This is a genomic window from Autumnicola musiva (genome assembly GCF_031846585.1).
GTDB classification, from domain to species: domain Bacteria; phylum Bacteroidota; class Bacteroidia; order Flavobacteriales; family Flavobacteriaceae; genus Autumnicola; species Autumnicola musiva.
In genome coordinates this window covers 211,613-226,273 of sequence record NZ_JAVRHK010000003.1, presented here as the reverse complement: position 1 = coordinate 226,273, position 14,661 = coordinate 211,613, and the positions used below count along the sequence as shown (strand labels likewise).

Annotated in this window: 10 protein-coding genes; 8 read left to right on the top strand and 2 right to left on the bottom strand. The window is 40.2% G+C overall.

Translation table 11 applies throughout. From position 1 onward, the window contains the following. Positions 1-24 precede the first annotated feature (24 nt). From RM539_RS05825 to RM539_RS05795, 7 genes are all read left to right on the top strand, one after another. Positions 25-3,000, top strand: coding sequence for an amidohydrolase family protein (locus RM539_RS05825; protein WP_311502489.1), 2,976 nt, complete (start codon positions 25-27; stop codon positions 2,998-3,000). 10 nt (positions 3,001-3,010) lie between these two features. Then, the gene (locus RM539_RS05820; RefSeq protein WP_311502488.1) at positions 3,011-4,321 is read left to right on the top strand and encodes an amidohydrolase family protein; all 1,311 of its coding nucleotides are present in this window, start codon (positions 3,011-3,013) and stop codon (positions 4,319-4,321) included. Between the two features lie 82 nt (positions 4,322-4,403). Then, a complete protein-coding gene (locus tag RM539_RS05815; protein WP_311502487.1) occupies positions 4,404-5,213 on the top strand; it encodes a TrmH family RNA methyltransferase in 810 nt (269 codons plus the stop codon). A gap of 247 nt (positions 5,214-5,460) precedes the next feature. Then, positions 5,461-6,699 carry a M48 family metallopeptidase gene (locus RM539_RS05810; RefSeq protein ID WP_311502486.1) on the top strand — a complete coding sequence of 413 codons (1,239 nt, stop codon included), beginning with the start codon at positions 5,461-5,463 and terminating at the stop codon, positions 6,697-6,699. A 37-nt stretch (positions 6,700-6,736) separates the two neighbouring features. Further along, positions 6,737-8,947 carry a RelA/SpoT family protein gene (locus tag RM539_RS05805; RefSeq protein WP_311502671.1) on the top strand — a complete coding sequence of 737 codons (2,211 nt, stop codon included), beginning with the start codon at positions 6,737-6,739 and terminating at the stop codon, positions 8,945-8,947. Positions 8,948-8,977: 30 nt separating this feature from the next. Continuing rightward, complete coding sequence (locus RM539_RS05800; RefSeq protein ID WP_311502485.1) at positions 8,978-9,433, top strand: Fur family transcriptional regulator; 456 nt, start codon at positions 8,978-8,980, stop codon at positions 9,431-9,433. Positions 9,434-9,443: 10 nt separating this feature from the next. Beyond that, positions 9,444-10,715, top strand: a complete 1,272-nt coding sequence (locus RM539_RS05795) for an adenylosuccinate synthase (protein ID WP_311502484.1) — start codon at positions 9,444-9,446, stop codon at positions 10,713-10,715. A gap of 88 nt (positions 10,716-10,803) precedes the next feature. Here the strand turns inward: RM539_RS05795 and RM539_RS05790 are convergent, their stop codons facing one another. Together RM539_RS05790 and RM539_RS05785 are read right to left on the bottom strand one after the other, a co-directional pair. Further along, positions 10,804-11,703: a ferritin-like domain-containing protein gene (locus RM539_RS05790; protein WP_311502483.1), complete on the bottom strand. Its 900-nt coding sequence runs from the start codon at positions 11,701-11,703 to the stop codon at positions 10,804-10,806. Between the two features lie 26 nt (positions 11,704-11,729). After that, positions 11,730-12,539, bottom strand: a complete 810-nt coding sequence (locus RM539_RS05785; RefSeq protein ID WP_311502482.1) for a ferritin-like domain-containing protein — start codon at positions 12,537-12,539, stop codon at positions 11,730-11,732. 306 nt (positions 12,540-12,845) lie between these two features. Between RM539_RS05785 and RM539_RS05780 the strand changes: the two genes are divergently transcribed. Beyond that, the gene (locus RM539_RS05780; protein ID WP_311502670.1) at positions 12,846-14,657 is read left to right on the top strand and encodes an OstA-like protein; all 1,812 of its coding nucleotides are present in this window, start codon (positions 12,846-12,848) and stop codon (positions 14,655-14,657) included. Positions 14,658-14,661: the final 4 nt, after the last annotated feature.

The window sequence follows — 14,661 nt, the reverse complement described above, 5'->3', positions numbered from 1 at the left end:
AATTTTAAACAAACCACGGCTTTTATGAAATTAAAACTATTGGCGTGTTTCCTTTTCCTTGCAGCAACACAACTGCAGGCTCAGGAATACTTCCCAAAGAACGACGGGGTCAAATCCCGGAATACAAATTATACTGTATTCAAAAATGCAAAAATCCACGTAAACCCTGCTTCAGTTATTCAAAACGGCATGTTTGCCATTCAGAATGGAAAAATAACTGCCGTTGGTAAAAATATTTCGGTGCCCGCAAATAGTGTGTTGATAGATCTTAAAGGCAAAGAAGTTTACCCTTCATTTATTGATCTTTACAGCGACTTCGGAATCCCAAAGCCAGAAAGGGCCGAAAGTAGCAGCGACCAGCCGCAATATGATGCCGGCCGCGAAGGTTATTACTGGAACGACCATATTCGTGCAGAAACCGATGCCGTTGCAGAATTCAAATATAATCAGGAAGAAGCGTCTAAACTTCATAAAGCAGGTTTTGGAGTGGTAAACACACATGTTCCTGATGGAATTATCCGCGGAACAGGAACTTTAGCTACCTTAAATCCTGAAGGTACTGAAGGTGACCGTATTATTAAGGAGTACTCCGCACAATATTTGTCTTTTGAAAAGAGCGTCCAATCCCGCCAGTCCTATCCCACTTCCATTATGGGTGCCATGGCGCTTTTAAGACAGGTTTATTTAGATGCCGACTGGTACGCCGGTGGAAATGCCGATAATACAGATTTGGCACTGGAAGCCCTTAACAACAATAAAAACCTGGTGCAGATTTTCGCTACCGATAACCTGCTTGATGAGTTCCGGGCGGATAAAATTGGGGATGAATTCGGGATCCAGTACGTAATCCTTGGCAGCGGAAATGAATTTGAGCGCCTTGATAAAGTGAAAAGCAGCGGCGCCACTTATATTGTTCCGCTTAATTTCCCTGATGCTTACGATGTTGAAAATCCTTTTATGGCAGAACACGTAAGCCTTGAAGATATGAAGCACTGGAACCAGGCGCCGGCAAACCTTAAAATGCTGGCGGAGAAAAAAGTACCTTTCACACTAACCACACACGGGCTTGATGCTGAAAAAGATTTTCATAAAAACCTTTTGAAGGCTATAGAATACGGCCTGAAGAAAGAAGATGCCCTTGCCGCGTTAACCACCGTTCCGGCAAAAGTAATTGGGCAAGAAGGAAAATTAGGTGAAATTAAAGAAGGTGCCTGGGCAAATTTCATCATTACCTCGGGAGATTATTTTGATAAAGAAAGCAGTCTTTATGAAAACTGGGTGCAGGGAAAAAGGGCTATAATTGAAGATATGGGTACCACCCCTATCACCGGAAAATATGATCTGAAACTAAATGGTAACTCCTATACCCTAAATATTACAGGAGAACCGACAGAGCCAAAAGCAGAAGTAAAACTAGGTGACACCAAAATAGGTTCAAAACTCAGCTTTGAAGATAACTGGATGAATTTGCTGCTATCATCACCCGATACTACCAAAACAGAATTTATCAGGCTGGTGGCAAATATTCCTTCGGAAACAAATACAATTTCCGGTAAAGCTATTCTTCCTGATGGTAAGGAAACTTCTTTTACAGCCGAAAAATCTTCCGCAGAAAAAAATTCCGAAGAAGACAAAAAAGAAGATAAAAATCATCCGGAGGTTTTGCCGGTCTCTTTTCCGAATAAAGCTTACGGGTTTTCAGAATTGCCCAAACGACAGGACGTGCTTTTTAGAAACGCAACAGTTTGGACGGGCGAAGCTGAAGGCACTCTACAAAATACCGATGTACTGGTGAAGGACGGGAAAATTGCCAAAATTGGCAAAGACCTTAATGTCGGCCGCGCGAAAGTAATAGATGCTACGGGAAAACATCTAACTGCAGGGATTGTAGATGAACACTCCCACCTTGCCTCCTCGGCTATCAACGAATCCGGCCAGAATTCTTCTGCCGAAGTAAGTATGGAAGATGTGGTAGACCCTACCGATATTGGGATTTATTACGACCTTGCCGGTGGCGTAACTTCTATGCAAATACTTCATGGTTCAGCTAACCCAATTGGTGGGCGCTCTGCAATTGTTAAATTAAAGTGGGGAGAAGATGCTGAAGATATGATCTATAATAATTCTCCGAAATTTATAAAATTCGCCCTTGGGGAAAATGTAAAGCAATCCAACTGGGGCAGCAATGTTCGTTTTCCGCAAACCAGGATGGGCGTGGAACAGGTTTTTACAGATTATTTTAGCCGTGCTAAAGCTTATGAAGAAGCTAAAGCCAATGGCGGGGATGATTTCAGGAAAGATATTGAAATGGAAACTTTGGTTGAAATTCTTAATGGCGAACGTTTTGTCACCTCCCACTCTTATATTCAGAGTGAAATTAATATGCTGATGAAAGTGGCCGAAAACTTCGGTTTTAACATCAATACCTTTACCCATATTCTTGAAGGTTATAAAGTAGCCGACAAGATGAAGGAGCACGGCGTTGGCGGCTCTACCTTCTCTGACTGGTGGGCTTACAAATACGAAGTAAACGATGCCATTCCCTACAACGCAGCCATAATGCACAGCCAGGGCATTACCGTGGCCATTAACAGTGACGATGCCGAAATGAGCCGCAGGTTAAATCAGGAAGCGGCGAAAAGTGTAAAATACGGAGGTCTTTCTGAAGAGGAAGCCTGGAAATTCGTGACATTGAATCCTGCAAAACTGCTTCATATTGATGACCGCGTGGGAAGTATTAAAGCCGGAAAAGATGCCGATTTAGTACTTTGGAACAACCACCCGCTTTCCATTTATGCCAAACCTGAAAAAACCATGATTGAAGGCGTGGTGTATTTTGACATTGAGCGTGATAAACAAATGAGGAAGCAGATAGAGCAGCAAAGAAATGAACTTATCGGTCAAATGCTGGAAGCCAAAAATGAAGGAGTGATAACGCAGCCGGTTACTAAAAAAGAAGAAACGCATATTCATTGTAATACGCTGGAAGAAATCCATTAAATAATTGAAAATGAAATTTTTAAATATAACATTCATATTTGCTCTTATTTCCTTCTGCGGAAATATGAGTGCACAGCAAACCCCGGCGGCGGCTCAAACTGAACCGGTGACTATCGTGGGCGCCACTGCCCATATTGGCAACGGTGAAGTGATAGAGAACAGCCTTATTATCTTCAGGGATGGTAAATTTACCCAGGTAATGGACGCCACAAGCACAAAAATGCAGTACCCGGGAAGGATTATTGACGCCAAAGGAAAACATGTTTATCCAGGCTTTATCGCTCCAAATTCCACCCTTGGACTGGTTGAAATTGATGCTGTAAAAGCTACCGATGATGAGGATGAAATTGGCAGTATGCTGCCTAATATTAGAAGTTTAATTGCCTATAATACCGAAAGCAAAGTGGTGGAAAGCATGCGCCCAAACGGTGTTCTTATTGGGCAGATTACCCCTCGTGGCGGCAGGATTTCCGGGACTTCTTCTATTGTGCAGTTTGATGCCTGGAACTGGGAAGATGCCGTTATGAAGGAAAATGATGGTTTGCACATTAATTGGCCGGACAGTTTTAGAAGAGGCCGCTGGTGGGAAGGCGAAGCACGCGGAATGAAAGAAAACAAAGAATATAAAAATGAGGTTCTTGAACTTTCTGATTTTTTCGCGGCCGCCAAAGCATACCTTAACGGCGACAGGAATATTGAAAACCTGCCCTATGCTGCCATGGAGAATGTTTTTAACGGAAAGAAAAAAGTATTTATTCATGTGGATGGCGAGAAAGAAATTACAGATGTAATTCAGTTTAAAAAAGACCATAACCTGAACGAACTGGTAGTAGTAGGCGGTGATCAGGCACTTGCCGTTGCAGATAAGCTGAAAGAAAATAAAATTCCGGTATTGGTAAACCGCCCACATAGAACCCCTGAAGAGGAAGATAATGATTATGATATGCCATACAAACTGGCAAAATTACTTGTGGATAAAGGCCTCCTTGTTGGCCTGGAAACCAGCGGGAGTATGGAAAGAATGAGCACCCGAAATCTGCCATTTTATGCCGGTACCGTAGCCGCATTTGGTTTGGAAAAGGAAGAAGCATTGAAATTAATAACTATAAACAATGCCAAAATTCTTGGTATTGATGATATGGCAGGCACTTTAGAAAAAGGAAAAGACGCCACATTGTTTATATCTGAAGGTGATGCGCTGGATATGAGAACCAATATTTTGAGCCATGTCTTTATTCAGGGACGGGAAGTAAGCCTGGAAACTCACCAAACAGAGTTGTGGAAACGGTATATGAACAAATATGAAAGGCAAAGCAAATGACTTAATTAGTTAATTTAAGAGTGGCCTTCGAAATTTTTGGAGGCTTTCTTTTTTTAAAGGATTATCTGCTTATTTTTACGCCATGCACAAGCAAATTTCCAGTCCTCAAAATGTTGCCATTAAGCGCCTGCTTCAATTACAGGAAAAATCCCGGAACAGGAAAAAAGAAGGTGTTTTTGTAGTTGAAGGAATCAGGGAAACTGGCTTGGCCATTAAAGGAGGTTTTTCAATACAGGAACTTTATTTTTGCGCCGAATTATTTCCTGCGGAAGAAATTTCATCTTTAACTGAAAATGCCGGTTTTCAGCCAGATATAGTTGAGATTTCTTCTGAAGTTTATAAAAAAATAGCCTACCGCAGCAGCACTGAAGGAATTATTGCTGTTTTCAAATCCAAAAACACTCCTTTGGACGATTTAAAATTTTCTTCAGAAAAACCATTGATTTTGGTGGCTGAAGCCCCGGAAAAGCCCGGTAATATTGGTGCCTTGTTAAGAACTGCAGACGCTGCAAAAGTAGATGCTGTTTTAATAGCCAATCCCAAAACAGATTTATTCAACCCAAACATTATAAGGTCCAGTGTTGGCTGCGTTTTCACGAATAATGTTGCCACCGGCAGCACTGCTGAAATTATTTCGTTTCTTCAACGACAAAACATCAATATTTATGCTGCCGCTTTGCAGTCTTCTAAAACTTATTCAGAAATAAATTTTACTGAAAGTACAGCAATCGTGGTAGGCACAGAAGCGACGGGCTTAAGTGAAGAATGGCTAAAAAATTCAACTCAGAATATAATAATTCCCATGAGCGGGGAAATAGATTCCATGAATGTTTCAGTAGCCGCGGGAATCCTTATTTTTGAAGCAAAAAGGCAGAGAAATTTTAGAATTTAGAAACGAGATATTAGAGGTTAGAAAAGTTATATGGATCCACGATTTGAAGCTGTTGCTTTTTTTCAAAAATCACTTTTGCTGTGTTTCCGTTTTACATTCTTTCTGAAGAGATGACTAAAAATTTGAAAATATCATCTGTTAGTTACGATCAAGTAATTATTCTTGTTTCTTGCAGCGAAGCGGTCTATAATCTTGATCCGCACATAAATAAGTAGAATTATAATTTTCAACATAAACCTAAGCGCAATTGAATCCATTAACTATATACTATATCATAATAGTAATTATCATTATCGATTTTATTTTCGATAAAGTTCTGGACACCTTAAATGCCCGGCACTTTGATGATCCCGTTCCGCGGGAACTGAACGATGTTTATAACCCTGAAGAATATGAAAAATCCCAGCGCTATAAAAAAGAGCGCTATAAATTTGGATTGATCACCTCTACATTTTCGGTTTTGCTTACGCTTGCGTTTATCATTTTTGACGGTTTTGCCTTCGTAGATCAAATCGCCAGGACAATCGCCGATAATTCTATTCTTATAGCCCTTATTTTCTTCGGAATCATCATGTTTGGCAGCGATATTCTTATGATTCCGTTTTCCTGGTACAGTACTTTTGTAATTGAAGATAAATACGGCTTCAACAAAACTACCAAAAAGACCTTTTTTCTTGATAAAATTAAGGGCTGGTTGATGACGGCAGTTGTTGGCGGCGGAATTCTGGCGCTTATCGTTTGGTTTTACCAGATTGCCGGAGATAATTTCTGGTGGTATGCCTGGATCCTGGTGGCGGTATTCGCCATCTTTATGAATATGTTTTATGCGAAACTAATCGTCCCGCTTTTCAACAAACAAACCCCGTTGCCCGAAGGTTCCCTTCGCACCAAAATTGAAGAATATGCACAGAGCGTTGGTTTTAAGCTGGACAATATCTTTGTAATAGATGGTTCCAAAAGAAGCACTAAAGCCAACGCTTATTTTTCCGGTTTTGGAAGTGAAAAGCGCATTACCCTTTATGATACATTGGTTAACGATCTTGAAGAAGAAGAAATTGTGGCCGTCCTGGCTCATGAAGTTGGGCATTATAAGAAAAAACATATTATTGTAAACATGGCGGCGTCAATTTTAACCACAGGCTTCACCCTCTGGCTGCTTTCACTATTTGTGGGAAGCCCGGAACTTTCAGCTGCATTGGGAGTGGAAATTGCCAGTTTTCATATTGGTCTTATAGCCTTCGGAATTTTATACAGCCCCATTTCAGAATTAACCGGCTTTATTATGAACTATCTTTCCAGGAAATTTGAATATCAGGCCGATGATTTTGCACGCAACACCTACAACGGGAATTTCCTGGTTTCGAGCCTTAAAAAACTTTCAAAAAACAGCCTGAGCAATCTAACCCCGCATAAAGCTTATGTAAAAGTACATTATTCCCACCCAACATTATTGCAGCGGTACAGGAATTTAAGAGGATTTGCCTAGTTGTTCTTTACAATCTTAATTGTATTTTTAAAACATGATGACAGAAGCGGCCATAAAGAAAGAAAATAAAGATATTGCAAGGCAGTACAAGGAACTCCTGAGAATAAGTTACCAAACCCTGACTGATGAGGACAAAAAGCTTATCCGGTCTGCTTTTGATATTGCCGTGGACGCGCATAAGGATCAGCGTCGAAAATCCGGTGAGGCTTATATTTTTCATCCTATTGCCGTAGCCAAAATAGTTGCTTCAGAAATCGGGCTGGATGCCACTTCTATTGCCGCCGCACTTTTACATGATGTGGTTGAAGATACATCTTATACGTTTGAAGACATCAAAAAAATGTTTGGGGAAACAGTGGCTAAAATTGTAGAGGGCCTTACAAAAATTTCCAGCCTTAAAAAAGATAAGGATGTTTCCCTGCAGGCTGAAAACTTCAGAAAAATGCTCCTTACCCTGAATGATGACATAAGGGTAATAATTATAAAGATTGCAGACCGCCTGCACAATATGCAAACCATGGATGCCATGCGCCCCGATAAGCAGGTAAAAATTGCTTCGGAAACGCTATACATTTATGCCCCCATGGCCCACAGGATTGGGCTTTATAACATTAAAACCGAGCTGGAAGACCTTGGCCTTAAATATACCGAACCTGAAGTTTACCAGGACATTCTCACCAAAATCAAAGAGAGTAAGGAGGAACAGGACATTTATATTAAACAATTCTCCGGGGTTATAGAAGATTCCCTTCAAAAAGAAGATTTCAAATATGAAATAAAAGGCCGGCCAAAGTCCATCTTTTCCATCCACCGCAAGATGCAAAATCAAAATGTGAGTTTTGATGAGGTGTATGATAAATTTGCGATCAGGATTATTTACAAAAGCGAAGCTTATGAAGAAAAATTCTTCGCCTGGAAAATTTATTCTATTGTTACCGACCATTTCCGGCCTAACCCCACCAGGTTAAGGGATTGGATTTCTTCTCCAAAATCTACCGGCTATGAAGCGCTTCATATTACCGTAATGGGACCTAAAGGCCGCTGGGTAGAAGTGCAGATTAGGAGTGAGCGTATGAATGAAATTGCCGAAAAAGGCTATGCCGCCCATTATAAATATAAACAGGGCAATGTGCAGGAAGAACAGGGAATTGAAGAGTGGCTGAATCGTTTACAGGAAGCGCTGGAAAATCCCGATGTAAACGCTGTGGATTTTGTAGAGCAGTTTAAGCTGAACCTTTATGCCAAGGAAATATTTGTTTTTACTCCGCAGGGGGATTTAAAATCCTTACCCAAAGGTGCTACTCCTCTGGATTTTGCATTCAGTATCCACACTGAAGTTGGAACACATACCCGCGGAGCACGTGTAAACAATAAGCTGGTGCCGTTAAGTCATGAATTAAAAAGTGGAGACCAGGTAGAAATTATTACTTCTGATAATGCCCAGCCAAATATTAACTGGCTGGATTATGCCAATACTGCCCGGGCAAGGGCAAAAATAAAATCTTCTCTAAAAGAAGAGAAAAAGGAAATTGCTGAAGAAGGAAAAGCAATATTAAACCGAAAGCTAAAATCCCAGAAGATCGCTTTTAATGAAAAGACGATTAATGAGCTGGTGGTTTATTTTCATTTAAAGACCAGCCTGGATCTTTTCTATCGTGTGGGAATTGGCAAAATAGACAATCAAAAAATTAAGGAATTCGCTTCTTCCCGCAGCAATGCCCTGGTAAGTTACATCAAAAGGAAAATTAAAAAACCTGTAATTGCCGAAGACCTTAATAAAGATGAGATTACTGCAAAATACGATCAGCTGGTTTTCGGAAAAGATCAGGATGAAACCCTGGATTACAAGCTGGCCAGTTGCTGCAATCCCATTCCCGGGGATAATGTCTTTGGTTTTGTAACTGTTAGTGACGGGATTAAAGTGCATAAAAAAGATTGTCCTAATGCTATCCAGCTACAAAGTAATTATGCCTATCGTATAATTCCCGCGAAATGGATAGACAGTTCCCAGCAAGATTTTAAAGCGGTAATCAGGTTATCCGGAATTGATAACCTGGGATTAGTAAGCGAGATCTCTAAAGAGATTTCCAGTAACATGAACGTGAACATGAAAAATATTAATTTTGATAGTTCAGATGGCGTTTTTAATGGTAGAATTACACTTGTGGTAAAAAATAATTCTATTCTTAATACAATCATTAACCGCCTTAAAAAAATTAACGGCATAGATAAGGTTACCCGTGAATAATCCCATACATTTGCTTTTGGAGGAAGAATTATGAGTAAAAAAGTTGTAAATAAGAACGATCAGGCGGTCGTAAAGAATGTATTTACCAAGTACCTGGAGGACAAAGGACATAGAAAAACACCTGAACGTTTTGCTATACTTCAGGAAATCTATAACAATGATGACCATTTTGATATTGAATCTTTATATATCAAAATGAAGAATAAAAAATACCGTGTAAGCCGGGCCACCCTCTACAATACTATAGAATTACTACTGGGTTGCGGTCTTGTAAGAAAGCATCAGTTCGGCCAAAATCAGTCTCAGTACGAAAAATCTTATTTTGACCGGCAGCATGATCATGTTATCCTTACCGACACGGGAGAAGTGATAGAATTTTGCGACCCCCGCATCCAATCCATCAAAAAAACCATAGAAGAGGTTTTTGATATAGAAATTACCAAACATTCTTTATATTTTTACGGGAACAAAAAAGGAACTAATTAACCCAAATTTCATGGCGGTAGATTTACTTCTCGGGCTCCAGTGGGGCGACGAAGGAAAAGGAAAAATTGTTGATGTATTCACTTCCAAATATAATATTATAGCAAGATTCCAGGGTGGGCCAAATGCAGGTCACACATTGGAGTTTGATGGTCAAAAGCATGTTTTACACACTATTCCCTCCGGAATTTTTCATTCGGACACCATTAATCTTGTAGGTAACGGGGTGGTTATAGATCCTGTAATTTTCCATAAAGAACTTAAAAATCTGGACAGGCATAATATTGATTACAAAACTAATCTGCTTATCTCCAGAAAAGCACATGTTATCCTGCCAACTCACAGGCTTTTGGATGCAGCTTCCGAAGCTTCCAAAGGAAAGGCTAAAATAGGCTCCACACTTAAAGGTATTGGCCCTACTTATATGGACAAAACCGGTAGAAACGGAATTAGGGTTGGAGACCTGGAACTGGATAACTGGGAAGAGAAATACCGTTCCCTGGCCAATAAGCATGAAAAAATGATTGAATTCTACAATGTAGATGTTCAATACGATCTTGCTGAACTGGAAAAAGAATTTTTTGATTCGGTGAAAGTCCTGAAACAACTAACATTTATAGACAGTGAAGATTATCTGCAAAAAGCACAGGCAGAAGGAAAAACTGTCCTTGCTGAGGGCGCACAGGGTTCTTTGCTGGATATAGATTTTGGAACTTATCCCTTTGTAACCTCATCTAATACCACCGCAGCCGGTGCCTGTACCGGTTTGGGAGTAGCACCACGGCAAATTGGTGAGGCTTTCGGTATTTTTAAAGCCTATACCACCCGCGTGGGTAGCGGCCCCTTTCCTACCGAACTTTTTGATGAAGATGGTGAAACCATGGGCCGTGTAGGTAATGAGTTTGGTGCTACTACCGGTAGAGCAAGAAGATGTGGATGGCTGGACCTTGTGGCTTTAAAATATGCCGTACAGGTAAACGGGATTACCCAACTTATTATGATGAAAGGTGATGTTTTAAGCGGATTTGATACTTTAAAAGTTTGTACTGCCTATAATTACCGGGGTGAAGAAATAAAACATTTGCCTTATAATATTGAAGCTGAAAATGTGACTCCTGTTTACACTGAAATAAAAGGCTGGTCTGCAGATTTAACAAAAATGACGGAAGCTTCAGAATTACCTGAAGAATTTAATGGTTATGTAAAATTTCTTGAAAAAGAATTACAGGTACCTATATCTGTTGTTTCTGTAGGACCAGACAGAAAGCAAACTATTAAGCTTTAGTTTTTTTACTACTGCTGATTAAATGATATTAAAAAAGGCTGCTTCTCTCGAAGCAGCCTTTTCACTATTTCAATTTTGTGAACTTCAATTAGTTATCACTGTCTTCGCTGTCATCAGCAGCAATAAACAGACTTGCTATCATATTAACATCTTCCATTCCTAATGGTTCGTCAAAAGCCTGGGTAATAGCTTCAGTCATATCTCCAACTATAGCATCATTTCCACTGGGTCCGCTATAGTCCAATGTGGTAAGATCAACACCTCCTTGAGTTGTCACTCCTTCTCCTGCATAAACCATTTCGTAGGCATCCATTGCAGCCTGTACATTAGGAGCCATAGCATTATCGCCATTGCCTGTAATCCAACCTTGAGTTCCTCTTATTCTTCTAATAGCAGAAGCATGCCTTGCTTCTACAGAGTGAATTTGAAGAGCTGGTTCCAAATAAGGGGTATTCATTAAATTTGGTGCCTGACCTTTATAGGCCCTTACTCCTGTATCTTCAAATGCCTGTGCTAATGCAAGTAATTGTGCGTAAGAAGCATCAGCATTTCCATTAGTATTAAATGGATCAAAAGTACCTCCGGCAGTAAAATCGAATGTAGGCTCCGCACTTACATCTACTCCCGCATCAGTTAAATTCGCTACAAGAAAATCAACATGTGCAGATTCATGGGCAGATATATCCATAAATACCTGTTCAGCTCTTGCAGGTCTACCATCAAGTACTCCAGATTCAAGAGCCATTAGGTAAAATTGGTTTTCCAATCGCTCTAGAAGAAGTGCGAATTGCAAAGCCTCCACCGGGCTTGTTCCTTCCTGGAAGAAAGCTGCCGCTTTTGCTTTGTTAGTTGCCAATCCAAAAGGAACAGCTGCCGCTGCTGCTTTTTTTCCAAAAGAACCCAGGGTATTGAACATTTCACGCCTCGAGCTCTTCTTTTTCATTAAATTTTCGGATGAAAATCCATCCAACATCTTTATAATACTCATAATTTTTTCTTTTTAGGGATTAGTGGTTACGACGTCATTGGTTCTGGCAACTGTGTGGCAGTGAATTCTGTAGTAATAAATCCTCCTGCAGCTTCAATCACAGTTGAAGGATCGTTTGCATCATCAAGGCCATTTTCATCAATGGTTTCTTCAGCTGCAATACCACTATCTGGATTTAGCAATTCATAAACTGCCGCGGCATGTCTTGCTTCAACAGAAACAATTTTACCAGCAATAACTAAATAATCTGTAGTTTCAAGTCTGTCTCCGGCACCATTATATGCTCCTACACCTGTATTTTCAAGAAGAAGTGCAGTTTCCAGTACTTCCTGACGACTACTAAGATCCACAGAATCTAAGTTGAATTCAAGATCTGGCAATACCATATCTTCATTTCCATCACCTACGGCAGCTGTAATTGCTGTTCTAAAAAATTCACGGTGAATAACCTCATGATTATATAAAGCATCAATAACAGCTTTTTCATTATCTGGAGCTCCACTATAATAAGAACCTCCTCTCACCGCTCCATAAAAAGCAGCTTCAAGTTGTTCCAGAGCGAAAGCATAATTAAGGATTCCTACATCACCACTTCCAAGGTCGAAAGCTGCGGGCTCTTCTGGCTCCTCTGGTTCTTCCGGCTCCTCTGGTTCTGGCTCCGGATCAGGTCCTTCCCCTGCCGGATTAAAATCATCGTCTTCACTACAGGAGTACATTAAAAAACTGGAGCCTGCAAAAGCAAGACCACCCAATTTGATAAATCTTCTCCGGGATTTAAATTTTCCATTTTTAGGCGATTCATCTACAAAATCGACCTTTACAACTGGTTTCTTCATAATTAAAATTTTTAGTTCACGCTTAAACATACGAAGGGAATCTGCTGCAGGATTTTAAACAGCAGTTAATGTTTTCTTAAAGGAACCTAACAAATACTAAATAATGCCAATTTTTAGAAATCTTTTGGTTTTATTCAGGTTTCATTAACAAATTACTGGCGCCAGTTGCAGAACATACTTTGATTAATGGTCTACTTCTTGATCACAAATTTGGAGTAAAGAGGTTATAGATGCTTACTCTTTTAACCTGATTTTTCCTATTTTTACTCCAAAAATTTTCTATTGAAGAATTTATTTTCATTTCTAATGCTCCTGTTTATTTTAAGCTCTGGTTTTATCAATGCCCAGGAAGCAAAAAAAATAGATTACACCAGTGACAGGCAGGTAAAAAATGAAGAACGATACCCTGGCGCTATCATCCTGAGTAAAGTGGAAGACCAGGTACACTTTACCCACCAGGGGATTGAAGTATGGTGTGACAATGCCGTTTTTTACAATGAAGCAAACTTCTTTAAGGCATTTGGTAATGTTAGAATGACCCAGGGAGATACCGTCAGCATGGCCAGTAAGTATGCCGAGTATAATGGCACCACGCAATTTGCCTTTGCCAGTGGCGATGTGGTAATGAAAAGGCCGCAAACCACCCTAAAAACAGATACCTTATTTTTTGACCGGGTAAAACAACAGGCTTATTACCGCAGTGGCGGAAAAGTAATAGATACTGCTTATGTCCTTACCAGCCGTATTGGAAGATATTATATGACTGATGATAAATATACTTTTGTTTCCAAAGTTGTTATTACAAATCCGGAATATGAAATTACTTCCAGCCAGATGGATATGTATTCCGAAACTGGGCACGCCTATTTCTACGGGCCCACGGTTATTCAAAGTGAAACAAGTACTGTTTACTGTGAACGCGGATTTTACGATACGCGTGCAGATGAAGGCTACTTTGTTAAAAATTCAAGAATAGATTATGAAAACCGGATTGTGGAGGGAGATAGTCTGTATTTTGACAGAAGTCGGAATTTTGCCTCTGCCACCAATAACATAAAAGTCACCGATACCATAAACAGCAGTGTGGTAACGGGGCATTATGCTGAAGTTTTTCGGGACCGGGACTCGGTGATTATTACCAAAAGGCCTTTGGCAGCCACTCTTCAGGACCAGGATTCGGTATTTATTCACAGTGACACCTTAATGATTACCGGAGAGCCTGAAAAAAGGGTGATCCGTGGATTTTACGATGTTCGGCTCTTTAAAACCAGTATGAGCGGAAAAAGTGATTCTATATATGTGGACCAGAAAACGGGTCTCACAAAATTAATAAATTTAAATTCAGGCCCGGTTACTTCGGTCTCCAAACTTAGGAGTCCTGTATTGTGGTCTGGCGAAAGTCAAATGACAGGTGATACTATTCATCTTAAAAGTAACCCCGAAACGGAACAACTGGATTCCCTCTTTGTCTTTAATAATGCTTTTCTTATACAGAAAGACACCATAAAAGGATATAATCAGGTAAAAGGTATGGAGCTGGCCGGCCTTTTCCGTGATAATGAAATTTACCAGGTTGACATCAATAAGAATACGGAAACACTGAATTACATGCGGAATGAAGACCAGGAGCTTTTAGGTATTAACAGAGCGGTTTCCAGTTCTATCAGGATCTTACTTAATAACAGGCAAATTGAAGATATTTATTATTTTGACAATCCGGAAGGTGCGCTTACTCCTGAAGAAGAATACCCGATTAATCAACGGGAACTAACAGGGTTTAACTGGCGGGGAGAAGAAAGGCTAATTACAAAAGAAGATTTGTTTGCCGGAAAACCTGCCCCGGAATTAGTTAAAATTGAAGGAATTCCCCTTCCTGAAGAACAAGAGGAATTTTTTGATGAACGCGAAGAAGATGACTTACTCCTGAATGAAAATTCCAGGTTAGGCCCGGAGGACCTTCAGAATGAAAAATCCCAGGATTCCACTGAAGCTGTTATTCCTGAAATGTCACCGCTACCAAATCAGCAAAATATTACAGACACTATACCGCCAGCGACAGATTCTTTGCCGGGCAATGAACCTGCAGGCAACCTTCCGCAGAAAAATCAGGAAAAATAAGACG